20 protein-coding genes are annotated in these 25,215 nt (G+C 63.7%); 3 read left to right on the plus strand and 17 right to left on the minus strand.

What is annotated here, in order from left to right; all coding sequences use genetic code 11:
* Positions 1-2: 2 nt before the first annotated feature.
* The 8 genes from FAZ95_RS14705 to FAZ95_RS14740 form a co-directional block, all read right to left on the minus strand.
* On the minus strand, positions 3-1,412 hold the full coding sequence (locus FAZ95_RS14705) for an MFS transporter (RefSeq protein WP_137333130.1): 1,410 nt from the start codon (positions 1,410-1,412) through the stop codon (positions 3-5).
* Between the two features lie 234 nt (positions 1,413-1,646).
* Positions 1,647-2,699: an Ldh family oxidoreductase gene (locus tag FAZ95_RS14710; RefSeq protein ID WP_137333131.1), complete on the minus strand. Its 1,053-nt coding sequence runs from the start codon at positions 2,697-2,699 to the stop codon at positions 1,647-1,649.
* A 118-nt stretch (positions 2,700-2,817) separates the two neighbouring features.
* On the minus strand, positions 2,818-4,713 hold the full coding sequence (gene apnL, locus FAZ95_RS14715) for a D-apionate lactonase (protein WP_137333132.1): 1,896 nt from the start codon (positions 4,711-4,713) through the stop codon (positions 2,818-2,820).
* A 19-nt stretch (positions 4,714-4,732) separates the two neighbouring features.
* Positions 4,733-5,977, minus strand: coding sequence for a ribulose-bisphosphate carboxylase large subunit family protein (locus FAZ95_RS14720; protein WP_137333133.1), 1,245 nt, complete (start codon positions 5,975-5,977; stop codon positions 4,733-4,735).
* Positions 5,978-6,050: 73 nt separating this feature from the next.
* A complete protein-coding gene (locus tag FAZ95_RS14725; RefSeq protein WP_137333134.1) occupies positions 6,051-6,965 on the minus strand; it encodes an SMP-30/gluconolactonase/LRE family protein in 915 nt (304 codons plus the stop codon).
* A gap of 24 nt (positions 6,966-6,989) precedes the next feature.
* On the minus strand, positions 6,990-8,012 hold the full coding sequence (locus tag FAZ95_RS14730) for an ABC transporter permease (protein WP_137333135.1): 1,023 nt from the start codon (positions 8,010-8,012) through the stop codon (positions 6,990-6,992).
* Positions 8,009-10,465: an ATP-binding cassette domain-containing protein gene (locus FAZ95_RS14735; protein ID WP_137333136.1), complete on the minus strand. Its 2,457-nt coding sequence runs from the start codon at positions 10,463-10,465 to the stop codon at positions 8,009-8,011. Before FAZ95_RS14735 ends, FAZ95_RS14730 begins: the two co-directional genes overlap by 4 nt.
* A 13-nt stretch (positions 10,466-10,478) precedes the next feature.
* The gene (locus tag FAZ95_RS14740; RefSeq protein ID WP_137333137.1) at positions 10,479-11,495 is read right to left on the minus strand and encodes an ABC transporter substrate-binding protein; all 1,017 of its coding nucleotides are present in this window, start codon (positions 11,493-11,495) and stop codon (positions 10,479-10,481) included.
* A 237-nt stretch (positions 11,496-11,732) separates the two neighbouring features.
* Between FAZ95_RS14740 and FAZ95_RS14745 the strand changes: the two genes are divergently transcribed.
* Complete coding sequence (locus FAZ95_RS14745) at positions 11,733-12,686, plus strand: LysR substrate-binding domain-containing protein (protein WP_137333138.1); 954 nt, start codon at positions 11,733-11,735, stop codon at positions 12,684-12,686.
* Between the two features lie 46 nt (positions 12,687-12,732).
* On the opposite strand, the gene FAZ95_RS14750 is transcribed toward FAZ95_RS14745, so the two are convergent.
* From FAZ95_RS14750 to FAZ95_RS14765, 4 genes are all read right to left on the minus strand, one after another.
* On the minus strand, positions 12,733-13,440 hold the full coding sequence (locus FAZ95_RS14750; RefSeq protein WP_137333139.1) for a transcriptional regulator NanR: 708 nt from the start codon (positions 13,438-13,440) through the stop codon (positions 12,733-12,735).
* 92 nt (positions 13,441-13,532) lie between these two features.
* Entirely contained in the window at positions 13,533-14,915 is a 1,383-nt protein-coding gene (oiaK, locus tag FAZ95_RS14755) for a 3-oxo-isoapionate kinase OiaK (RefSeq protein ID WP_137333140.1), read from the minus strand.
* A gap of 20 nt (positions 14,916-14,935) precedes the next feature.
* The gene (locus tag FAZ95_RS14760) at positions 14,936-15,766 is read right to left on the minus strand and encodes a phosphogluconate dehydrogenase C-terminal domain-containing protein (protein ID WP_137333141.1); all 831 of its coding nucleotides are present in this window, start codon (positions 15,764-15,766) and stop codon (positions 14,936-14,938) included.
* 52 nt (positions 15,767-15,818) lie between these two features.
* Positions 15,819-17,174, minus strand: coding sequence for an MFS transporter (locus FAZ95_RS14765; RefSeq protein WP_137333142.1), 1,356 nt, complete (start codon positions 17,172-17,174; stop codon positions 15,819-15,821).
* A 354-nt stretch (positions 17,175-17,528) separates the two neighbouring features.
* On the opposite strand from FAZ95_RS14765, the gene FAZ95_RS14770 reads away from it, so the two are divergent.
* Positions 17,529-17,807: a hypothetical protein gene (locus FAZ95_RS14770; protein ID WP_137333143.1), complete on the plus strand. Its 279-nt coding sequence runs from the start codon at positions 17,529-17,531 to the stop codon at positions 17,805-17,807.
* Positions 17,808-18,514: 707 nt separating this feature from the next.
* Here the strand turns inward: FAZ95_RS14770 and FAZ95_RS14780 are convergent.
* From FAZ95_RS14780 to FAZ95_RS14800, 5 genes are all read right to left on the minus strand, one after another.
* On the minus strand, positions 18,515-19,717 hold the full coding sequence (locus FAZ95_RS14780) for an IS91 family transposase (protein ID WP_137333145.1): 1,203 nt from the start codon (positions 19,715-19,717) through the stop codon (positions 18,515-18,517).
* A gap of 5 nt (positions 19,718-19,722) precedes the next feature.
* The gene (locus FAZ95_RS14785) at positions 19,723-20,604 is read right to left on the minus strand and encodes a tyrosine-type recombinase/integrase (protein WP_137332475.1); all 882 of its coding nucleotides are present in this window, start codon (positions 20,602-20,604) and stop codon (positions 19,723-19,725) included.
* Between the two features lie 597 nt (positions 20,605-21,201).
* Positions 21,202-21,549 (minus strand): NIPSNAP family protein, encoded by a 348-nt coding sequence (locus FAZ95_RS14790; RefSeq protein ID WP_137333146.1) that lies wholly within the window; start codon positions 21,547-21,549, stop codon positions 21,202-21,204.
* Complete coding sequence (locus tag FAZ95_RS14795) at positions 21,546-23,261, minus strand: FAD-dependent oxidoreductase (protein WP_137333147.1); 1,716 nt, start codon at positions 23,259-23,261, stop codon at positions 21,546-21,548. Before FAZ95_RS14795 ends, FAZ95_RS14790 begins: the two co-directional genes overlap by 4 nt.
* A gap of 34 nt (positions 23,262-23,295) precedes the next feature.
* Positions 23,296-24,141, minus strand: a complete 846-nt coding sequence (locus tag FAZ95_RS14800) for an SDR family NAD(P)-dependent oxidoreductase (RefSeq protein WP_137333148.1) — start codon at positions 24,139-24,141, stop codon at positions 23,296-23,298.
* Between the two features lie 124 nt (positions 24,142-24,265).
* On the opposite strand from FAZ95_RS14800, the gene FAZ95_RS14805 reads away from it, so the two are divergent.
* Positions 24,266-25,198: a helix-turn-helix domain-containing protein gene (locus tag FAZ95_RS14805; protein WP_137333149.1), complete on the plus strand. Its 933-nt coding sequence runs from the start codon at positions 24,266-24,268 to the stop codon at positions 25,196-25,198.
* Positions 25,199-25,215 lie beyond the last annotated feature (17 nt).

Genomic DNA, 25,215 nt, shown 5'->3' on the forward strand with positions numbered 1-25,215 from the left:
GCCTATTTGACGGTTTGCAATGTACCGCTACATGCGTCAGCTGCGGTCGAGCCGTATTCGGCCTCGGTAATCTCCTCGAGCGTTTTGCCGGTGGTCGACACACCCAAGAAAATGACCGCGAGCGCACCGAACAGCAAGATCGCTGTCGTCATGCCGAAAACGCCGGCAAAACCCCATAACGGGTAGATGTAGCCGACCAACATGGGCGAACAGATCGCGCCGATGCGGCCAAACGCCGAAGCCGTACCCATACCCGTGGCGCGCAGATGTGTCGGAAACACTTCGGGTGTGTACGCATACTCGCCTGCGTTCACGCCATTCATTGCGAACGACATCGCAATCGACGCGAGCACGATCGACGTATCGCTCCCCGCGTACGCCAGCCAGATGCCGGACACACAGGCCAGCACCATATACGTGACGATCGTCGCCTTTCGGCCGAGCTTTTCGCAGAAGTAAGCCGACGAGTAGTAACCCGGGATCTGCGCAAGATAGATCGCAATCGACACCGAGAAGCTCTTGGTAATCGTCATGCCGTGCTGAACCAACAAGCCCGGGATCCAGACGAAGAACGCGTACGAGCAGAAAGTTACCGACAGCCACAAGCACCACGTCATCAGCGTCGTTCTGGCCAGCGGCCGCTTCCAGAGAAGTTTCAGGTTGCCCAAGAATGAGCCGGCGTGCTCGTAGCTAAGCGTGTCAGAGGCAACAGCCTGCACCGGGGACAATGTGACGCCAGAACGCGCGATTTCTCGTTCAATGTCGGCCACCACCGCCTCGGCTTCCGCGTGCCGCCCGCGCGTCTCGAGCCAGCGCGGCGACTCGTGCAGCGACCGGCGCCACCAAAGCAGAACGATCACCGGCACCGACACGATGATTAGCGCGATGCGCCAACCTTCCGGGTTAAGCGGAATCACGAAATAGCCGATCAGCGCGGCTGCCACGAAACCGAACGAGAAGAAACCGGCCAGCGCGCCTGTAAAAGCTCCGCGATACCGATTGCTGACGAACTCGACGAGGAACGGAGCAATGATGGCGCCCTCCGCCCCCATCCCTATGCCTGCGATCGCGCGCAACAAGGCGAACGTATGCCAATCGTTGACGAACGCATTGGCAAACGTCAACACGCAGAAAAACGTCAACGCCCACATCATCACGACCCGACGGCCAAATCGATCGCCCAACAATCCCGCAAACAACGCGCCGACGAGGAAACCAACATACGTGCTGCTGCCCAGAAGGCCCGTTTCAAAGCTGGTCAGATGCCATTTGGTGCGCACGACCGGAAGGATGAACGCGATGATGGCAGCGTCGATAGCCTCGAACATGAAGCCCGCGCCGCCCATGATGAGCAGTTTGAAATGGAATCGACTGAACGGAAGACGTTCGAGTCGGGCGGCGACAGGCGACATGGCTGACTCCTGAGAGGCGGTGTTGCCTTGCAGAAAGGCAACTCCCGCTTGATTGAATGGTCACAATATCCTGGATCCAAAATCCAAAGTCAACGCCGGGTTTGTACGGAGCGGTTTTCGGGGAACACGTTTAAAACCCGGCGCGTCGCCGGAGCGCGGCGAAGAAGGGAAAATGAACAGAAGACACGCGCCGCCTCGCGTAAGGCAGCGCTTGAAGAGCTGACAGAAGTTTCGCTACCCGCGTATCAGTGCCTGGACGTCCGAGTAGAGTTGCGCCGAGACCTGAACGCCTTTCGTCTCACTGCGCACTCTCGCCTCGAAGCGTCGTTGAGACGGCAAACGTGCCCCCTGCCCTACGATGGCATCGAACATCGCTTCCGCGAAGCGCTCGCCGTCTGCCTGCTTGCCGGCGGCAAAAGTCTCCGGATTGAACGCCAGGACGAGTTCGCCGTGGCATGGCGTTGCGCCGACTCCCTCGTCGAATTTTTGCGACTCGAGGCTCGTCAGGTCGCCCAGTAGCGGACCCGCGAGCAACTCCACCATGGCAGAGAGCGCCGATCCCTTGTGGCCGCCGAAAGTCAGCATGGCCCCTTTCAACGCCGCGGCCGGGTTTGTCGTCGGCTGCCCTGCTTCGTCGACAGCCCAACCTAGGGGAATGTCCTTCCCGGCGCGCCGGTGTAACTCGATGTCGCCGCGGGCAATTGCGCTTGTCGCAAAGTCGAAGACAAACGGAAACTTTCCTGGCCGTGGCCAGGCGAACGCGATCGGATTGGTGCCGAACACCGGTTTCGTGCCGCCCGCCGGCGCCACCCAACTATGGCTCGGCGTCATGGCGAGCGCGGCGAGGCCTTGTTCTGCAATGGCTTCGACCTCGGGCCACAGTGCAGAAAAGTGGAAGCAGTTATTGATCACGAGCGCGGCGATTCCGATTTTGCGAGCCTTCTCGACGAGGATCTTGCTACCCACCTCGAACGCGAGTTGCGAATACCCAAAGCCCGCATCGACCCGCACGATTGCCGGCGAAAGTTCGCTGATCTGTGGTTTGGCATCGCCGACAAGCTTGCCGTCTCGCAACGACCTGACGCACACCAACAGACGATAGATGCCATGAGAATGACATTCATCGCGCTGCCCCGCGGTAATCACCCGAGCGATCGCACGGGCATGGTCATCCGCCATGCCGTTCGAAGTCAGAACGCGCACCGAAAGTTGATAGACCTCGTCCAGCGAGAGGCTCACCGTATCCACATTGCACTCCTCGTCGGCAATTTTGGATACAATATACATTGCAAATGAACACCGCGAAAGTCTCAATGGCCCCGAGCGCACTAGTACCAGGTTGTCCCGATTGCCGAAGTAGGCCTCACGATGACGCATTCACCGATCGCCCGCGGCCACAACGAAGCTAACGCGCAAGTGGCGGTGTAGTGGGGCTGACCACCCATTCAAAACAAGAGAACGGCGTCAGACTCAGCGGGGCCCCGCCGACCATCCGCGCAGACTGAAGCCTGCCAGTGAGGTTGGCGACCAGAACCCGAGTGACGCCTCGCTCGTCCGTAGCGCCGAAACCCACAATGCTGCCGGCGCCCCCCGAGCGGCAGACAACCCGACGCGTGCCGGCCATGCTTGCAAGCAGGCGAGCCACATAGAATGCGGGATAACGCTGCCCCGAATGACTGATGATGCCGCGAGGACCTGTGAGCCCGCCGAGCGTGAGGCATTCAATGTTTGCACCGGACAGAGACGCGGCATAACCGGCCAGCCATGCCGCGCCGAACCGGGCATGTTCGCGGGGGTCTTCCTCGGCCATCGGTATCCGCTCACGATTGGGGTTGGACATCGTGCGTGACCCATAGGGGTTCTGCCGCATCCCGATAGAGACGGGTCCTATCGCATAGGGCTTCGAACCGATCAATGCCCGGCAAGAACGGGTGATGTGCGGCACGGCCTCGAGTGTCTGCATCACGCTACGGTCGTCCGCCGCGTGAACGATCGGGCACGTTGCATGGCTGACCCAGTCGACCATGTCGAACGGCGGTCGCTTCCTGTTCAACTCCGTGAAGTAACTAAGCATGCCGCCCCCCAGCCGGACGTCGGGAAAGACACGCCGCGCTTCCCGATACACCTCGTCCAGCGGAGGACACGGTCCCGGCTCACTGCCGGGCGGATCCGAACGGCGATGAGCGGCGGGCGTGACGAAGATGCCTGAGAGGCTCAAGCCCACGTCGGCGATCAGGGCAGCCAGGGTGGTCAATTCACATCGCGGTTCCAAGACGCCCGGCAGGACATATTCCAGAATCGCCGGAATGCCGGAGCGTAGCTGCAATTCGGCGAGACGAGCGAGCTCGCTTCGGCCGTGCCCGGCAAGCGGATCAAAGTGCAATGTCAGACGTTGTGGACCGAGCTCTGCGAGGGCGTCGAGATTCGCCAGCGCGGACTCGACTTCGGCTGGCGCGACGGCAATGCCAAGACTCGGCATCACTTCGTCCGTTATCGCGAGATCGAGGTGAACATCGACGTCCCTGCCGGTCACGCGAGAAGCCCCGCCGCGCTCCGGAACACGGCGTTTGACTTCGATCCTGACGACCTGTTCTTGGGCGGAGCCGGCTGCCATGACATAGGGCCATGGCAACGCGAGCGGCCTCGAGTACGTCTTGTACGAGGCATCGGACCAGTTCCGCTGATCTTCCATTTCGAACACGTCGCCAAGCAACGTGCAACGCACTGTCAGGCCGCTTTGCAGTTCGTGCTCGATGGCGCGTATATCCTTGAATGGCTGCCGCGGATCGATCAATTCGGGAAAGCGTGACGATTCGATTGAGCCGTCGGTGTGCGTGATTCGCGCGGGCACGCCGGCGACATCCGCTATCGGATGCAACACGCAGAAGCCGCAACGCGCGATCGTACAATCGGTTCTCGCGCGGCATCTCGACAGACACTCGAGCTCGCCACGGGCGTCACAGCGAATCTCGACCGTGTACGACAACGCTCCGCCATCCGGGTTCGTGCACTCGGCCGAATAGGTAATGTGAAGCGAAACGGCCGATTCGACTACCGTGACATCGCTGGCTGCCGGTCGGCACGTTCCCCAGTCCCTGTCACGCACCAGGAAAGACACGGCACGGATGACTTCGATGCCGTCAAAGCGGATATTGCGTAACGCCCCCTCGACGACATCGATCGACCAGGGGCCGACCGTGAACGTGTCGCAAGCCGGCTCGGCCTGCAACGTACCGTAGCAAGCCAGGGTCTCCTCCGGCTCTCTGACTGTAGTGGCGCCTCTGCCTTCGCGGTCGCACATGCTGCTCATATCGACAGGATCACTTCCAGAATCGCAAAGCATCCTGCAAGGCAGGATGATGCTTCGCATGACGTTCGAGCGGCACGCCCTCCATGGCCGCAATCCAGGCCTGCCGCATCGCGTCGACACCCGCAGCGATCCCTCCCGGGTGCCCGAAGATACCGCCGCCTGCCGTGTGGATCAGGTCTGTGCAACGGATCGCCGCAAAGGTCGGCGCCGCCTGAAGTCCGGTCTGTCCCGAGCTGAACACCGGCATCGCAGGTAGCGGCGCCTCCGGCATGACCGGTGACAGCACAGCGCGCGCGGCTGCGATGACGCTTTCGTCGGACTCGCTGAACTTGTTGGCGAGGCCGTTCACGTGGAGATGATCGGCGCCGAGGAGCCGCCAGATCTGCTGCCACGGCGCGTAGTCCCACCCCAGATGCGGACTGCGCGACAGATAGCCCCAGCCCGCCCGGTGCGCATGGATCGGCAGTTGCGAATGACGCCGCAGCTCATGCAAGCCCACGAGCCCGACGGAATTCAGCACCGCCATCACGCACGTGCCCCCCTCCTCGAGCACCAGGTCATGACGGCGCCGCATCTGATCAAGCTCGCCAGTCAGATTGAACGCAACCATCACTTTCTTGCCGGTGCGCTCCGCATGCTCGTTGACCACTCGCATGACCGCACGCACGCGTTCATCAAACGGGCAATGCGGACCATCGCCCTGCAGTTCGTCATCCTTGATGAAATCGATGCCGCCGGCTACGAGTTCGCGTACGTGCTCAGCCGTCGCTTCCGGGGCCAACCCGACACTTGGCTTGATGATGGTGCCGATGATCGGGCCATGCTCGACTCCCGCCATCCGGCGGGTGCCCTCGATGCCGAACGCGGGCCCCGGGTAAGCGGCAGCGAACGACGGCGGCAACCGCAAGCCCGTCAGGCGCAGCCCCGACACCTGGCGCAGCTCGAACAGATTGCCCGCGATCGTCGACATGAGGTTCGGCAATGACGGGCCCATGTTCTCGATGGGCCAGGACAGCTCCAGCTCGCATTGCGTGTAGAAGTTCGAGCGCATTCCGCCTGGCAGGCTCGGCTTATACGTTTGCCCGAGGATCTCGAGCCGTTCGACCCGCGCGCCCGAGCGCTCCTTGAGCTCCCGGGTCTCGCCAGGGAGGGCGACGAACGTGCCGCTCGATTGCTCGCCGGCAATCGCGTCCGCCGCCGCGCGGGGATCCGTTCCGGTCTCGAGCCAGTATTTGGCATGAATTCGCTCAGTCACAGCGTTACTCCCTTAAGTGGTGGTACTGCCCGGCAATCCCTCGAGTCGATCGGATCGCCACGGCGTATTTCGCCTAAATCTTTCTTGCACCGTTTACCGGCAGCCTGATCGCATACAAGGACGTCGTCGCGCAGATAAAAAGATGATTGCGCTGCGGACCGCCGAACTCCACGTTCGCGACCGGCTCGCCGGTCTTGATCTTGCCGAGCAATGTGCCGTCGGGGTCGTAGCAGTGCACGCCGTCCGCGGCCCCCGCCCAGACGCGCCCCGATTGATCGAGACGGATGCCGTCGAACATGCCGGACTGACAAGACGCGAACACCGCGCCGCCGCTCAACTCGCGATCGGCCGATACGTCGAACACCCGGATGTGGCGCGGGCCGTTTCTGACATGCGTCACGCCGCTGTCGACGATGTAAAGACGACGCTCGTCGGGCGCGAACGCCAAACCGTTCGGGCGCACGAAGTCGTCGGCGACGACTTCGCACTCGCCAGTGCGCGCATCGACGCGATAGACATGGCACGCGCCGATCTCGGGGGTTGCCGCGAAGCCCTCGAAATCGGTGTCGATCCCATAGGTCGGATCGGTGAACCAGATCGAGCCGTCCGACTTGACGACCACGTCGTTGGGGCTATTCAGCCGTTTGCCACGATAGTGCGATGCGAGCGTCGTCACGCTGCCGTCGTGCTCCGTGCGGGTCACCGATCGCGAGCCATGCTCGCAGCGCACCGCGCGGCCTTGGCGGTCCAGCGTCTGTCCGTTTGCGAAATTGGCCGGTTGCAGGAACACGCTCACGCTGTGGTCCGTCTCGTCCCAACGCATCACGCGGTTGTTCGGGATGTCGCTCCACAGCAGGTAGCGGCCGGCCGGCACATACACCGGCCCTTCGGCCCAGCGGCAACCGCGGTAGAGCGTCCGGACCTGCTCGCTGCGGCGAACGCAAGACCGAAAACGCTCGTCCAATTCCTCGAAGTCACCGTCTGCCATGGCTCGCCCCTCGCGTTCCCGTGCTCAGGCCGCGCGTCGCCCGGCATCGCCGGTCGGCGGTGCTGGCCGGGCGCCCCGCGACGCCCGACGCACGGCGCCGCCTCCCGCCATCGCGAGCACCGTGATGATCACGAGCCCTTGCACCACGTCCTGGACACCAGGCGGCAAACCCGCGATTTGCATCGTCGTCACGACGAGCACGAGCAACATGCTGCCGAACAGCGTGCCCAGCGGGGTCGCCGCGCCGCCGAATATCAGCGTGCCGCCAAGCACAACCGCGCCGAGCGATTGCAACAGGTACGGCTGTCCCATCTCGAGAAAGGCGCCGCCGACGTAACCGCCGAGCAAAAGGCCCGCGAACGCGGCGAGCACCGAACTCGTCACGAACGCGCTCGACGTCACCCACGACGCCCGCACACCGGCGAGCCTTGCCGCACGTACGTTCTGCCCGGCAGCGGACAGCATACGTCCGTAAGCCGTATAGCCCAGCAGCAGCGAAAAGATCACCGTGACAGCCAATGCGACGACGACGATCACGGGCATCGCGCCGATGCGTCCGGTCGCGATGAAGTGAATCGCCGGCGCGACCTTGAAACCCGGAATGGCGCGGTTTGCGAGCAACGTCGCAGTGGCGAGAATGTAGCCGGTCGCGAGCGTCGCGATGATCGCGGGAATGCGGCACAGCACGACGAGCAGCGCGTTCACCAGGCCGACCGCGAGCCCGAGTGCGAGCGTCGCGGCCAGTCCCGCGACGAGCCGGCCGTCGCTGCCGCCCATCACGATCAACGCGAGATAGGCGCTCAATGTCATCACGCTTGCGATCGAGAGATCGATGTTGCCGCGCCCCGTGGTGACGACGATCATCTGCCCGAGGGCACACAGCGCGAGGAACGAGCTGGACACGGCCACGCCGGACAGCGAACTCAGGCTGAAGCGACTCGTCACGAGCGACAGCGCGAGCCATAGCAGGACGACGGCAGCCGCGGCCCACACCCAGCGATTGCGCGCCGACCATTCGGTAAATCTGACGGAGGCTGAGTGTTTCATTCGTCATTCCCCTTTCTGGTGACGAGCGCGCGCAGCGCCAGAATGACGACGAGCAGGACGCCCTGCACGGCCGCATTGAAATCGGAACTGACGTTGAGCGTGCCGAGCAGTGCGCCGATCAGCGAGAGTGCGACCGAGCCGGCGACCACGCCGGCGGGCGAGATGCGTCCGCCCATCAGGCTGCACCCGCCTATCACGACGCCCGCCACGCCAAGCAGCGTGTAGCTCGAGCCCGAGTTGACGTCGCTCGCGGTGTTGATCGCAGTGAGCGCGAGCCCCGCGACAACGATGAACGACGCCGCGAGGACGTAGCGCAGCGCCGCATAGCGCGGCGCCGACCAGCCAGCGCGGACCATCGCCGCCGGATTGTTGCCGAACGCGCGCAGGCTCACGCCGAGCGGGCAGCGGTCGAGCATCCATGCGACCAGACCTGCCAACACGATCAGCGCGAGCGACGTCGGCACGCCGGGCACCGACCAGCCGAACAACGCCGACAGCCATGCGGGACTCGACCCGCCCGGGGTCGGCTGCAGCGTGTGACCGATGCCCATCCAGATGAAGGACGCCCCCAGCGTGATCACGATGGCCGGTATGCGACGCGCCTGGATCAGCCAGCCCAGCGCGCTGTAACACGCCATCGCGCAGACGAGGCTGAACACGCCCAGCGCGGGCTGATCGAAGAGCAGCGTCGCGCTCAACACGTTGGCTAGGCCAGCAAAGGCGCCCGCGCCGAGGTCGATCTCGCTGCCGCCGATGACGAACATCTGCCCGAGCGCGACGAGCACGAGCGGCAGCGCCGGGCCCAGCAGCAGATCGAGTCCGAACACGGACCCGGCGCTGGGATTGGCGATCATCATCGCGGCGAAGACGAGCACAAGGCTTGCAAACGGCGCCATCTGGACCACGCGCTGCCCCCCCTTGCCCGTGCCCGCCTCGGCCGCGGGGGAAGCGGCAGATGCGGCAGCGGGCTGCTCGAACGAAGCGTCCACGATCGCCTGCTCGCTGATCTCGCCGCCCGTCAGTTCGCGCACGACGCGACCGCCGGCAAAGACGAACACGCGATCGCATTCGAGGAACTCGAGGTCTTCGGTGGAATGCCAGAGCACGAGACGTCCAGAGCGGGCGACTTCGGCCACGAGCTTGTAGAAGTCGCGCTTCGCGGCAACGTCGACGCCGCGCGTCGGGTCGTCGAGCAGAATGATCGGCGCCTCGGAGACGAGCGCTCGCGCCATCAGTGCCTTCTGCTGATTGCCGCCGCTCAGGTCGAGGATGCCCGACGCAAGGCGGTTCGCATCCAGCCTGAGCCGTTCGGCCGAGGTTGCTGCAACGGCCCGCTCAGCAGAGTTCGTGACGGTGCGAAACGGTGAGCCGGTAGCAATCTTCCCGAGCGAAATGTTCGACAGTACCGACCACAACGGAAACACGCCTTCGCGCTGCCGGTCACCGGACACGAAGCTGACCGCGCCGCACCGCTCGACTTTCGTGGCGTCGCGCTTCGAGGGCTTGAAGATCTGATGCAATAGCGCTTTCTGGCCGCTGCCTTCGAGTCCGGCGAGGCCGACGATTTGCCCGGCCCGCAATGCGATCGGCTCCTCGCCGCCCGCCGCGCCACCACAGAGGCGCAGGCAGACGGCGCCCGTCGCGCCCTGATGATCGGCCGCCGCTTCCCGCAGCACCGCGGTCTCGCCGCCCATGAGCCGCACCAGCACCGGCACGGACGCATCCGCCGCCAGCCCCTCCCACTCGAGGCGCCCGTTGCGAAGCAGCACGACACGTGTCGCCACGTCAACGATCTCGTGCAGCTTGTGACTGATGAAGATGAAGGCGAGACCCTCGGCCGCCTTCGCGTGAATAAAGGCGCGCAACTGGCGGCTGCGCTCCAGACCGAGCGACGAGGTCGGCTCGTCGAGAATGACGAGTCGCACGCCAGGCGCGGCGACCGTCCGGGCGATCTCCACCATCTGACGCTCGCCAATCGGCAAGTGCCCCGCTTCGGCATTGACATCGATGCCGTGGTTGGGGAACACGGCATCGAGTGCCGCGTGCGCGCGTTGGCGATAGGCCTGGCGCCACCCGGGGCGCGCCTTCGCGCCTTGCGGCGCCTCCAGGAAGAAGTTCTCCGCGACCGACAAGTTCGAGCAAAGCGAAAGCTCCTGATGGACGATGCGGATGCCCCGCTGCTGCGCCGCGTTCGCGTCGTAATCCTCCGGCTGCCCGGCTTGATCGCCGAAATCGATCGTTCCCGCGTCGGGCGACGTCACGCCGCACAGCATGCGCATCAGCGTGCTCTTGCCCGCACCGTTGCCGCCAACGAGTCCGATCACGTCGCCACATGCAACCGCGATCGAGATGTCGTCGTTCGCGCGGGTCGGCCCGTATATCTTCGTCAGATTGCGGGCACGGATGACCAGTTGTGCGCGGTTCTGCAAGTGCGCAGTGTTGTCGCGGTTCATTTGCGCCTCCACACTACTTGCCCGCCAACAGATTCTTGTCGACCCAGGCTTGCGTGTAGGTGGGACTGACGATCATGCCCGAGGGACTGTTGACGTAGTCCTTGAGGTTGTCCTGCGTCACAGTGGCGACGGGCATGATCATCTTCTTCGGAGGCTGTGCGCCCTTGACGAGCGACAGGCTCAGGTAGAACGCGGTCGCGCCGATGCCCGGCGTCGTGTTCATCGAGATAGTCGTGTAGCCGCCCTTCTGGTTCTGCGCGGCCCACCACTTGATGAAGTCAGTGCTGCCGCCGCCTTCGATCACCGGCATCTTGTCGTGATACTGGCCACCGTACTGCTCGAATGCCTGCGCGATCCCGTAGTCGTCGCTGCCGCCCTGGCCAAGCACCGCGTCGACGTGAGGCAGGCTCGGCAGCACGTTGGCGACCGCGGACTGGGCGACCGACGCGGTCGCCTGCCCGTATACCGTCGCCACAACCTTCACGTTCGGATACTGCTTGAGCACCTCCATCTGGGCGTTGTACATGTCGTTGTCGGGCGCCGATCCCTTCACGCCGCGCACCTGGATGACGTTGCCCTTGCCGCCGATCTTCTTCATGACCCACTCGGCTTCCTGCTTCTTGTAGCCGGTGAAGTCGAAGTTGAGTTGGTAGTTGCAGGGCGCGCTCGCGACCGAGTCGAACGACACCACCTTGATACCGGCCTGACAGGCTTTCTGGATGATGCCGTTCACCGCCGTTTCGGACGCCGCATCGACGGCGATTGCGTCCACTTTCTTGAGGATCAGCTCGGCGATCTGGCTGTTCTGCTGCGCGACCGAGCCGTCGCCGTTGACGACGATGTAGTCGGCGATCTTTCCATCCGCCTTCGCCTGCTTGGCGGCAGCGTCGAACGAGTCGACCATCTGATGGCGCCAGGTATTGCCGTAGTAGGCATTGGCGAGCGCGATGACCGGCTTGTCCGCCGAGGCGAACGCGGCCTGTGCCAGCGAAAGCGCGCCGAGTGCGGCGGCGAGGGTCTTCAGCTTCATGTCTGTCTCCTGACATTTTCTGCTCACCCGCAGTGCCGCGGTCCGAGCGATGGGTTGTGATTTTTTGTTCTGGTATGGCTCAAACTGTAGTCAGCCGGGAAAGGGCCTACAATCGATTTGTTCTCAGTGAGCCGTGAGAAAATGTCACAAGAGAGGCGAAGGCTCGGCTCTCGTAGCCGAGCGGTTCCATGCAAGCGGCGGGAGCGGCCGCACGCTTGAAGCGAAGGAGGCAACACTATGCATACACCGCGCCCTTCTTTGAACGCCCTGCGCGCTTTCGAGGCGGTCGCGCGTTTGCGCAGCATGACCCTTGCCGCCGAGGAGCTGTGCGTCACGCACGGCGCCATCAGCAGGCAGGTGAAGTCGCTCGAGGAAACGCTCGGGCTGACGCTGCTGGTGCGCTCCGCGCAGTCGTCCAACCCGACGCCCGAGGGGGCGAGGCTCGCCGACGGGCTGTCGACAGCGTTCAACCTCATCGACGCGAGCATCGAGCAGCTGAAGCCGGAGCCCCTCACGCTTTCGTGCTCGGCGTCGATCATGATGTACTGGCTGATTCCCCGGATCGCCGGCTTTCACGAGCGCTATCCGCAGGGGGAACTGAAGTTCAACATGAACTACGACCAGATCGACTTCGTGCGCGACAAGATCAGCGTCGCGATCCGCGCGAGCACGATCGAGCCGCCGAAGGATGCGATCACGCGCAATCTGATCGAGGAGTGGATCGGGCCGGTCTGCTCGCCGGCGTACGCGCAATCGATCGGTCTCGCGTCACCGCGCGAGCTCGCCCGCGCCAAGCTGCTTTCGACGAGAACCCGCCCCGAAGCCTGGTCGGACTGGTTCGGCGCGACAGGGATCGAGCCGCTTGCCGGAGCCGGCGACGGCGTCTACGACCATTTCTATCTGTTGATTCAGGCCGCGGTGTGCGGCCTCGGGGTCGCGCTCGTGCCTCAAATGCTCGTGATGAACGATCTGCTGTCGGGCAAGCTGTGCGCGCCGTTCGGTTTCGTGCCCGGCCCGCGGCGGCTCGTGCTGTGGGTCGCGCCTCATCTGCGCGCGCATGCGGACGTCACCAACCTCGAGAAATGGCTGATCGGCGAAATGAACGAAAGCTTGAAGGAAATGACGCAGTTCCTGCGCTCCGCAGACGAAGCGCAAGCGCCCCTGCTGCGCGCGGCGGCGCGAGCCAAGTAAGCGGCGCCCGCCGGCGTGCCGCCAGCCACGCCCGGCCGCCTTCCGCTCACGTGTGAATGAGCTTGCCGTAGAGCGCGTTAGCGCGGCTCAGATGCGCGTGCATCGCTTGCGCGGCCGCGTCGCCGTCGCGTGCCGCAATGGCATCGACGATGCGCTGATGCTCCGCGAGCGTCAGCTCTTCGGCCCCCGGTGCACGCACCATGGGCCGGTAGTATTCGCCCGCCCACCTGAAGATCGATTCGACAATCGACGGATAGATGGGGTTGCCGCTGATGTACGCGATCTCACGATGAAACGCCATGTCGCGCTCGAGGAATTGTTCGAGATCGACCATCGATGCGCGCTGCTGCACCACCCTCATCTGCAGGCGGGCGATATCCTCGTCGGTCGCCTGTTCCGCCGCCATGCGCGCGATCCCGGTTTCGAGGAAAAGCCTCGCCGATTTCAGGTGTTCGAGCATGTCCGGCTGAGTCCGCAGCAAATGCATCGCGCCGGTTGCAATCTGAGCGATCAGGCTTTGCGCAGTGGGCACGACTACTCGCGCGCGTTCGCCGTGCGCGATCTCCACGATGCCCGAGCGCTCCAAGGTCTGAAGCGCCTCGCGGATGGCCGGTCGCCCCACCCCGTAGACTTCCATCAGCTCCCGTTCAGAAGGAAGCTGGTCGCCGGGCGCGATTTCGCCGGACCGGATACGGTCCATCAGACGGTCGAGCACTTCCTGATACAGCTTGCGCCGCTGAATAATCTCAGCCATCGATATTGTCCGCGAGAGTGAAATCCAGATTTGCCGACATTATCTCCCGCCCGCGGGTAACCGCGGCCGGCAGCCCGGAAGAACCCTTCGCGCTACGTCAGAAGCCGACCTTCGCGCACCGAACCGAAGAACGAAACGCCGCCTATCTGCCCGCCCTTCAGCGCGATCTCCAGTCCGTCGCGGGCGGGGTCGTTCGACCAGGCGCGGCAAAGGGGCGATCCAGGCGCCATGCCCGCGGCGACGCTGAGCGCGGAGATGCCGAGCGCGCTAGCAACCTCGCCCGAGCTGTCGCCGCCCGCGACCACGACGCGCGACAACGGCACGCGGTCCAGCAGACGCCGCATGACCTCGGCCAGCGCTTCACCGATACGCCGGGCCGCGTCGAAACGGGTCATGCGGGCTCGGCTGGCGATAGCATCGAAGCCGACCACGTCGGGATCGTCCGGGCCCTCCGCGCTGAAGACGAGCGCGCTCTGGCCGTGCGCCAGGGCTTGCGCCGCCACGTTCACCGCGCGTTCCACCTCCGCGCTGCGCGATCGCTCGTCGAGCGCGCGGCACAGATCGAGACGCTCGACGCAGAAGCCATTTTCACGCGCCCATCGAATCTGGCTGGCCGTCACGGGCGAACAGCTGCCGCTGACGGCCGCGATCGCCTCGACCGGCTTGGCAATCGGCAGAGACGGTGTCTGCGGCACCAGCCCGTTCGCTCGCCAGTACGCCGCCAACGCATACTGCAGGCCCGACGACGACGCCGTGAACACCCCCTCGCCCCGCTCCTCCCAGACGAGCCGACCGGCCGCGGCAAGCGTCTCGTCGTCGAGCACGTCGATCATCACGACCGGCGGATCGCCGCGCATGAGTTCACGAACCTTCGCGCCCGCATCGGGCGAGCGGACCTGAACCAGGTCGATCAATTCGATCCGCCGCTCGGTCTGCCGGCGCAGATGCACGCGCAAGTCCGCCTCGTCCATCGGTGTCACGGGATGACGGGACATCGTCGGATGGCGGTCGACCCGGTAGCCTTCGCCGTCGACTGCCGCGAACAGGTTGCCGAACGCCTGGTAGCGCTTCAGGCGCGGCGCACCCACGATCATCGGCGACCATTTGCCGGGCATGTGTCTCACGCCAATGTCGATCGCCCGGCCGATCGAGCCGATCTCGGGCGACGAGTCGAACGTCGAGCACACCTTGTAGTGGAGGATTGGCGCACCGAGCGCGGCGAGGCTGGCGAACGCGCGGGGCAACTCGTCGTCCATCCACTGCGGCGTGCGTCCGCGCGACGAACCGGCCAACCCCACGCAACGGACCTCCGGAAAACGGGCGAGCAATTCCGGTGTCGGCGTGTCCAGGCACAAGAGTGTCGGCACGCCGGCCGCGGTCATCGCTTCCATTGCGTCGGTGGAACCTGTGAAGTCGTCGCCATAGTAGGCGAGCAGCAGACCCGCCGGCCACGCAGCCTGATTGCGATCACTCATTTCCTGAACTCCGGTGCGGCTTACGTGATGCGGCGGATGCTTTCGGCAATCTCCTCGCGATCGAACACATGCTTCCAGTCGTCCCGCATGAGACGCGGCTTGCCGAACTCGATTGCCTTGTTGCAGGCGTCCGAGAATGCACCGGGAATTTCATTGAAGATCACCGCGCCGAGAATGTTCATGTGGCCGAGCAGGAAGTCCCGTGCGGCCTGTTCGGGCACGCCGCGCTTGACCGTTTCGTCCATGGCCTCGCGCATCACGTAGAGCAGCGTGGCGCAAATCGTCTCTGAGAGACCCGGCTCGAGAATGGCCATCTGGTCGACGCTCAGGCGATAAGAGCGCAGGATCGGCGCATAGATCACCTTGGCGACGGCTTCGCCAAGATCGAACGCCTCCTCCGGACCTTGCATCAACGCGCTCACGATCGACTGCTTCGCATAGGCACCGCCAAAATAGTCGCGCCGAGCTTTCGGATCCGACTCGTCGTTGAAGATCAACGGATGGCAGGGATGGGCGACAAAGTACGTGAGGTCCTTGCGATCGGGCAGATGACCCGCGAAGGGCGCCGCGGCATCGAGCGTCATCACCATCGTTCCAGGGCGCAGCTTGGGCGCGATTTCGTGACTCAGCTTGCCGATGAGCGTGTCAGGCACCGCGAGGATCACCACGTCGGCGCCGTCGAGCGCGGCGTCTGCAGGCACGCACTCGATGCCCAGTTCGTCTTGCAGGCGTTTTTGACCCGCCGCTCCGGGCTCAACATGCGAGACCCGGTAGTCCGACTTCAGCAGGTTGCTCGACAGGCGAACGCCCATCTTTCCGCCTGCGCCAAACAACGCAATCTTCTCTTTCATTTCCAACGCTCCTTCGAAACGGACAATGTGCCGGGAGGGGTGACCCGGTGGATTAGTGGGCACTCAAGCCTGAGGCCGCAACGGTGCCGGACGACCGTTCCGCCGCCCCTCGTCTGATCGCGAATGCGAGCACGGCCGACATGAACATCATGGCTCCCACAATCAGCATGGGCACTTGATACGAGCCGGTCATATCCTTGGTGATGCCCGTGATGTAGGGCGCGACGAATCCGGCGAGATTGCCGACGGTGTTGATCAGCGCAATGCCGGCCGCGGCGGCCGCTCCGGATAGGGACCTGCCGGGCAACGCCCAGAAAGTCGGCAAGGCGGCGAAGATCGCGCAGGCGGTGACCGTCACGACCGCGATGCTCGCCGCCGGCGAGTTCATCTGCAGCGCAAGCGGCACACTGACCGCGCCGATCAGCGACGGGACAGCGATGTGCCACGAACGCACGCCACGGCGGGTCGCATCACGGCTCCAAAGGAAAAGCGCGAGCGCCGCCGGAAGATAGGGAATCGCGGTGATCAAGCCTTTTTGGAGCAGGTTGAAGTGCGTGCCGAAGCGTGTCTCGAATCCGCCGATGATCGTCGGAAGGAAAAATGCCAGCGCGTACAAGCCATAGACCAGTCCGAAATAGATCAGCGCGAAGGTCCACACGCGGGCGCTCATCAACGCGGCGCCTGGATTCACGCTGTGCGAGACACCGAGTGCGGCCTTCGCCCGGTCTTCCTCTTCGAGCCTCGCCGAGAGCCAGGCGCGTTCAGCCGCCGTGAGCCATTTCGCCTGCGACGGACGATCGGTGAGATAGAACCACGCGACGACGCCGACGAGGATCGCCGGGATCGCGACACCGAAGAACATGATCCGCCAGCCCGCAAGACCGAAGAGACCGTGGGCTTCGATCAGAAGCGCCGCCACCGGCGCGCCAACCACGATGGTGAGTGGTTGGGCGAGATAGAACAGCGCGAGGATATGACTGCGGTACTTCGCCGGCACCCACATGCTCAGAAATAGAATCGCGCCCGGAAAGAAGCCTGCTTCAGCGACGCCGAGCAAGAACCGCAGGGTGTAGAGGCCTCCGACGCTACCGACCCACGTGAACAGCAAGGCGACGATGCCCCACGTCACCATGATCCGCGCGAGCCACCGGCGCGCGCCGAATTTGTGGAGGGCGAGATTGCTCGGAATCTCGAGGAAGATATAGCCGATGAAGAACACGCCGGCGGCAAGGCCGAACTGCGCTGCGGTCAGCCCTAGGTCCTTGCTCAATCCGTTCGGACCAGCGAACGAAATCGCGGTGCGGTCGAGAAAGTTGATAAAAAACATGAGTGCCACGAACGGCACCAGCCGCCATGAGACCTTCCGTATTGCCGATCGCTCGACGGCCTCCGCCCCTGAAACGTTCATGTCGCCTCCTCCAGCTCGGTAGATGGATTATCTTTCTCGGCCAACTGGTGTAATGAGTAGACCATCACACCACACCAGGCGCAAATCGGCGTATACACTGAAATTGCGTGAGTTTTTCTCACAGACGTCTGCGAAATGGTCGAATCATCCACGCGTGCTAGAAGCGAATTTCACGGGATCCGCAGTGGCCGCTACGCCACTGCGGAAACGATCAGAAGTTCGGCGCAATGACCACGGGTCTGAGCAGTGATATCGGCTCAGGTCATTCAGGGCCGAGACGCGGAGGGGACATATTGAAGTCCCTGGCACTCTCTGCCTACACTGAACTGTCGATGGCCGCAGGCCCAATACAGAATGACCAATCGAATCACGCATCCCAACGCCGACATTCGGTCGACCCTGACCGTGCGAGCTGCTGCCGGCCAACTCAGGATTGTTCCGGTTTGGCAGGCTCTAGGTCCCCACGCCGCGCACGCGAAACAGGGAGGGATTCGTTGTGACGTAAAGCGCAACGTCGACGAATTGCGCGTCACGTTCGAGTCTGTCTCAGTTGATGACCTCACCGAGATCGCGGAGAGGTTGAATGCGCAGTCCTGGGTCGTGGCGGCCTCATTGAAAGCCGGAACGACTTAAGCGTCGCGCCGGCTGACCACAAGTTTCAGGAGGCCATATGGAGGCGGTGTGCCTGCTACACGGGCCAACGACCATCGTCGGCACAAATGCTTACGGATTTCCGGTTTATGCGTGCTGCTGCAACGACGTGAACCATGTGACACCCCCGGATGCGTGTACGAGGGCGCCGGCGCAACGCGGACGTGACCCGCAGCCCGAACAACCGAGGACGCGGAACGAATGACACCGACGATCAGGCCTGCTGTATCGGAGCGAATGCGGCAGCATGCAACGTGGGCGGCCGATTGAATCCACACCGAACACCTGCCCTCGCCGGCTACTTCGGGTATGAACGATAGCCTTACGCTCTGTCGCTAGCCAAGGCAGAGGATTGTTAGCGAAGCACAGACGGCGCAACTGGCCCGCATTGGCACGACGTGCGGGCCGTCTGTGCTTGGCTAACAATTCTTTGAGCTAAACCGCTCCACAGACGGTTGGGCTATGTGCGTTGAATCGAAGCACGCATGTGGTGTTCACGACGACCGTATTCGCAGCGCCCGGGACGAACAGCTCGCGGCCCGCTTTGGGAAAGGAATACCTGCACAACGCAAGGGATGACGAGACGACGCGGAGTGTCTCAGGCGAGGGTGCGCGACATCTGGCCGAGCGTATCCCAGGGCGCCGGCGGGAGGCGGAGGGGTCGGTGTTGCGAGCGAGCGGATCGGGATTCATCGGGGACTCGCCGGTGGCGCGCGCGGCGCCGCATAGGGCAACAAGTGGTCGATGCACAGCATGCGCCCGCGCGAACACACTGGACAGACGTAGAGCGAGCGGCCTGTGAGTTCCGCGTAGCGGTCGCGATAGTCAAGTTCGGGCGCGTCGCAGGCTTCGCTGGTTGGCTCGACGTTGAGCAGATCACGGCATACGGTCAGCCGAGACTCACGCAGGCGATTGCTGAGCAAGCCGTAGTGACGGATGCGTTGTAGCCCGCGCGGCAACACATGCAGCAGGAAGCGCCGGATGAATTCGTGGGCGTCCAGATGCATCACGCGCGGCCTGCCCGGATGACGATAGTCCTTCCAGCGGAACGTGACGCGCCCGTCGGTCTGGCCGACGAGGCGGTTGTTGGAGATCGCGACGCGGTGTGTGTAGCGGCCGAGATAGTCGAGGACCTGCTGCGGGCCGCCAAACGGCTCCTTAGCGTAGACAACCCATTCGGCGTGCCGCGGACCGGCAAGATAGCGAGCAAACTCGCGTCGTTCCGCCAGGTGCACGAGCGAGGAGAAGAACCGCAGTTCGCCCACGTCGAAGGCATGCTGCAATCGCTCGAGGAACAGTCGCCGGAACAGACGCGAAAGCACCCGCACGGGCAGGAAGAAACCAGGTTTGCAGGCCACCCAGCGGCTGCCGTCGGCAGCGAGGCCACCGCCCGGGACGACGCAGTGCAGATGGGGATGATGCACAAGATTCTGCCCCCACGTGTGCAGGATCGCGATGAAACCGATCGTTGCACCGAGATGGCGTGGGTCGGCCGCGATCGTGTGCAGCGTTTCGGCCGTGGCCTGGAACAGAATGTCGTAGACCACCCGCTTGTTCTGGAAGGCGATCGACGCGATCTGCTCGGGGATGGTGAAGACCACGTGGAAGTACGGCACGGGCAGCAGGTCGGCTTGGCGGTCCTCGAGCCATTGCGCGCGGGCGAGCGACTGGCACTTCGGACAGTGCCGGTTACCACAGGAGTTATAGGCAATGCGCTGATGTCCACAGGTGTCGCACTGCTCGACGTGGCCACCCAGCGCCGCGGTACGACATTGCTCGATCGCGCTCATGACGCGACGCTGTTCGCGGCTGAGCGAGTCGGCATGCACTTCCCGATAGGTTGGGCCGTGTCGACGCAGAACGTCCGCCAGTTCCAGCGCGGCGCGCATCATCGCGCTCAGTCGTTGGTGGGCGATGGCTCAGGGCAGATGGGAGTGGCAGATCGGTGAGGCAGGCGATCGAACGGACTGGTCGTCGCGCAGACGGTGCTGGTTGCGACCTTCAGATAGCGCGAGGTGGTGGCAAGGCTGCAATGACCGAGCAGCAACTGGATGGTGCGCACGTCGGTGCCGGATTCGAGCAGGTGCGTCGCGAACGCATGGCGCAAGGAGTGCGGCGTGATGGGCTTGCTGATACCGGCGCGGCGGCGCGCGTCCTGGCAGGCTTGCCGTATCACGTCGGCACCCACGGGTTGATCCGCGAAGCGGCCCGGGAACAGCCAGTACTGGGGCCGGCCAATGCACCAGTAATTGCGCAGGATCTCCAGCAGCCGTGGCGAGAGCATCACATAGCGGTCGGCGTGGCCCTTGCCCTGTTCGACGCGCAACATCATGCGCTGGCTATCGATATCGCTGACCTTCAGCCGGGTGGCCTCCGAGATGCGCAGGCCCGCGGCGTAGGCTGCCATCAGCACGGTACGATGCTTGACGCTGCGGATCGCTTCGAGGAACTGGTTGACCTCCTCCTGACTGAGGATCACCGGCAGCTTGCGGGGTGTCCTCGACATGGGGATCTCGTCGACTGACCAGTCGCGTTTGAGCGTGACGTTGTACAGAAAGCGCAGCGCCGCAGTGGCCACCACCAGCGTGCTGGGTGAGCGCCGCAGGACCTCAATCAGGTGCACTTGCCAGTCGCGCACCTCCTCTGGGCCCAGCAGTTCAGGGGAACACCCGAAGTGCTGGGCAAAGGCGCTCACCTGCTGGAGGTAGGCGCGCTGCGTGTTGGCGGCGAGGTTGCGCACGCGCATATCCACGATCATGCGTCGACGTAAGGGTGTCATGGCGGACTCCACTCAGAAGGGACAAGGCAGCAAACTGCACTGCCATCGTCCCACTCGAGGGGAGCCATTCCATGAACGATGTCGAAGCCGACGCCGCTGGCTGACCACCTCCTCCCGCGTCAGCGGGTTAGTTCAAGGCGAGGTTATCGCGGCTAGCACCCATGAGATACGTCACGCTCCGAAAAGCAGAGCGGTGTCTGACCAAAGTTCGGCCTCAGCTGACGTTCACGTCTCGCCTTTGGTAGGGCAGCTTCAGGTTTGCTCCTCTGCCATTCGCACCGTCGCGACTGCGAATGGCAGTTCTCGCTGCCGTCGGATGCGTACTTGCCGCTCTATCTGCGACAATGAATCGATCAGTTTGATAGACGGCTTCGGCTCGGTTTCTGCCGACCGCGTCGCACAGCAGTCGGCCGAGAAGATACGGTCGACTGTGCTGCCCAGATCGTCGATCGTTCACCCTCGCCGACACGGACCCGCAATGCTTGTTCGCCTGCTCACCGCCTCCGACGCTCTATCGTTCCAATCTCTGCGGCTATTAAAGACCGGCGCGATCCGACGCTCGGCTGTCGACTAACAGCAATACTCTCGAGCATCGGCTTACTCTGCGACACTAGCTAGCGCGGCGGCACGAATGAGCCGTGTCTCCTGTGCTGTGATCAGATGGCCCGATGCCTTGAGATAGGCCGGGAAATCCGGATGCGTATCGCGTGCAAGGCACCGTCGTTCGTAGTCTGCCAGATCGTCATACCCCCACAGGTGAGTGAACTGGTTCTGCGGCCCGACCAGACTTGTCCAAAAGCCAAGCGGATGTCCAAGCGTCTCGAGCAGGATTGGCATGGCGAGACTGTCAAACACCTCGAGAAAGTCGGGCATCTTGCGCAGCGCGATCGTGTAGACCCGGAAATCCACGAGGGGCTTTGCCAGAAACATGGGGTGGGTGCTCATGCACACACCTTCTCTTTGCACGTCATGGTGGCGATGGCGTTACCGGTGACATAGCCGAAAGTCATATTGGGCCCATGGGTGATACCGGCGCCCGGATAGTTGCCGCCCATCACGCTGCGCCGATCATTGCCGACCGCGTAAAGGCCCTCAATCTGGCTGCCGTCGGCGCGCAGCACCTCGCCGGTGACGCTAGTCCTGAGCCCGTCGAACGTGCCCAGATCGCCCATCACCACCTTCACTGCGTAGAAGGGGCCGGTCGAGATCGGCGCAACGCATGGATTGGGCTTGTTGTCAGGATCAGCGAGATAACGGTTGAACGATGTGCGACCGCGATCGAACATCGGGTCTTCTCCGCGCTCGGCATCGAGATTGTAGGCATAGACCGTCATCTCAAGCGCGTCAGGAACAATCCCGCAATTGCGCGCCAGTTCGCGGATCGTCTCGCCCTTGATGAGATAGCCTTTGCGTAGCAACGGCCCCACCGGCATCGGCGCGGGCTTGGCATAGCCCAGTCCATACTTGCCCAGCGCCACCTTGTCGCAGATCAGCCACATCGCCGTCTCCCGCTCACCCTCGCAAGCGCGGATCAGCGCCGCGCCAACATCGTGGTAGGAGTTCGATTCATTGGTGAAGCGCTGACCGCTCCGCAGCACGCCGATCACGCCGGGCTTATAGCGGTCGAGCAGATGCGGGAAAACGCCTGTGCGGCCCTTGCCAAAGGGCACCTTTGAGACAGGCATCCAGGCCGACGCGTCGGCGAAGCCGAGCGCCACGGCACCGCCCACCTTCTCGGCCATGGTCAGCCCGTCGCCCGTATTGCCGACGGGCGTCGGCGAGAGATGCTCACCCCCACGCTTCACATGCGGATAGACCTGCGCGATGCGCTTGAGATCGTGCGGGAAGCCGCCGCAAGCCAGCACGACGCCGTGCCGGGCGGCGATCCGAAGGTCACCGTCCGCAGCGGCCGCGCGCACACCGACCACCTTGCCGTCCTCGCTCAGCAGTTCCTTCACGGGCGTCGAAGTGAGGATCGGAATGTCGATCGCCAGCGCCGACTTCGCGAGCCTCGCGGCGAGCGCGTTGCCGCTCGTTACGTTGATCCCCCGCCGGTAAAGCCCCAGCTCCTTGATGTGCGTAGCGAGACGCCGGGCCACGTAAAGGAACGAAACAATCGACTTGGTCGCGCGGAAGAAGTGCTTGAGGTCCGCGTTCGAGGAATTGAACATCATTCCCATGAAGGTGATCGTCTCGAGCGGCGGCTTGAGGCGACGCATGTCCTTGCCCAGCCCGCGAATGTCATAGGGCGCGGCGAGGATCGAGCGGCCGATGTCGACGCCGCCGGACGCATCAGGGTGATAGTCCGGATAGAGCGTGGGCACGAACTTCATATCCGTCTCTCGCTCGAAGAACTCGACCATTCTCGGCCCGTTCTCGATAAAGCATTGGACCGCGGCGGCATCGTAGTTGTTACCCGTCTCGCTCATCATGTATTCGCGCACGCGCTCGACGGTGTCAGCCGGGTTCTGCTGTCGGCCATATTTGCTCAGCGGAATCCACAGGACCCCGCCCGACAGCGCGGTGGTACCACCGAACACGGGCTCCTTTTCGAGCACGATGACATCGAGGCCGCGCTTGCGTGCAGTGATCGCGGTGGCGAGGCCCGCAGCACCCGATCCGACCACGACCAGATCGCAAGTGATCTCCTTGGCCATATCTACTCTCCTCGTCGTTATGGTGTGATGGAGCTCACGCGGCCGGGGTGGCGTTGAAACCGGGGCGCGGGACCATGTCCATCAGCATGCAATCGAGCCCGCCGTCGACAAGTACCTCCGCGCCATTGACGTAGGCAGCCAGGTCAGAGGCGAGGAACAGGGCCGGGCCGGCGAGGTCCTCCGGCTCGCCGATGCGGCGGCTCGCGGTGGCGGCGGCGCGGCGAGCCTCGAAGCCGGGCTCCTCGTAGAACTTTGCGGACAGCGCGGTGCGGATCATGCCGGGCAGCACGCAGTTGCTGCGCACCCCGCGTGGGCCCCACTCCGCCGCCAACTGCCGCGAGAGGAGCAGCACACCCGCCTTGCTCGGGCTATAGGAACCGCTATTGGTCTGCGGACTGAGCGCCGCAATCGAGGCAACGTGGACGATACTGCCCTTGCCCGCCGCCAGCATGTCGCGCCCGAAAGCTCGAGCACACAGAAGATAGCCGGTCAGGTTCACGGCGATGGCCTGGTTCCAGTCCTCGATCGAGACCGTCTCGAGAGGTCCGGCGCGCAGGAGCCCTGCATTGTTGACGAGCACGCTGGCCGGCCCGAGCGCTGCGCGAACCGCGCCAGCAGCTGCGGCAACCGAGGCTTCGTCCGACACGTCGCAGCCGATCGCCTGCGTCACCGCACCGGCCTTCCGAAGTTCGGCGGCGACAGCTTCAGCACCGGCAAGATTCCGATCCACGAGCGCCACATGCGCTCCGACATCGGCGAAGGCGCGCGCGATGCCGGCACCAATGCCACTGCCCGCACCCGTGACCACGCAGACCTTTCCCTCCAAGTTCAGCCAGTATGGGGTCGAGGCAGCTGCGCGATTTTCAAGTTCCTGTCCCATGTAGTTAATCCTCCTAAAGTTTTGCATGCGACTACGCTTCATGAAATTCGTATCGCCATTGAACGCCGCAAGCGCCTATGGAACAATGGACAGAGATCACATATAGCAGGACATAACGTGCATCATGGCCCATGACCAACCGCGCCGCCGGACCGTTCTGCATTTCGCGCTCTATGGCGCGGAAGCCGACCAACCCTGGGTCGACATGGTGCATTACGAACGCATTCCCCTGCGTGCCGGCCGTTTCGACTTCGACATCAAGCCGCACGTCCACGATGCGCTGATCCAGGTGCTCTACGTCACCGCCGGGGGCGGCGAGACCTTCATCGACGGCAAGACCTGGGCGGTCGTTGCGCCATGCCTGATCGTCGTGCCAGCGCGCTCGGTCCACGGCTTTCACTTCCGGAGCGACATCGACGGTCACGTCATCACCGCCGCGCAGTCTGCGCTGGAATCGCTGGCGATGACGGCCGCGCCCGAACTGCTGGAATTCATCCGCACGCCGACAGTGCTGTCGATCGATCCCGACGTCGAGCGCGGCACACCTTTGGACACCCTATTTCAGTCGATCGGGCACGAGGCGGAGAGCCACGAGCGCTGGCAGTTCACCGCAGGCGCAGCACTGACGATCGCCCTGTTCGTCAAGATCGGGCGCCTCAGCGAGAGCGCCCGGCTTTCGGCCAGTTCCGAGCAGCGGACAATGGCCGCGCGGATCGAGCGGTTTCGCGCCCTGCTCGACCGCCATTGCCGTGAGCGGCGGCCGGTCGCCAGCTATGCCGACGAGATGGGCGTGAGCACCGGCCAGCTCTCCCGCATCTGCCGTGCGACCTTCGGGGTCTCGGCAATCGAGGCAATCGATGCACGCTCGATCCATGAGGCCAAGCGGCTGCTCGGCTATTCGACGCTCAGCGTGAAGCAGATCGCCAGTGAACTGGGCTTTCAGGACGAGGCCTATTTCGGTCGTTTCTTCCGCAAGCAGACGGGACTCCGGCCTACCGAATACCGCTCTGCGGCCCACGACCGATCCTTGCCGACGGAAAAGGGGGGAGCGAGCTGACTCGACCTCGCCCCCGT

The sequence above is a fragment of the Trinickia violacea genome (assembly GCF_005280735.1).
In the GTDB taxonomy this organism is placed as follows: Bacteria; Pseudomonadota; Gammaproteobacteria; order Burkholderiales; family Burkholderiaceae; genus Trinickia_A; species Trinickia_A violacea.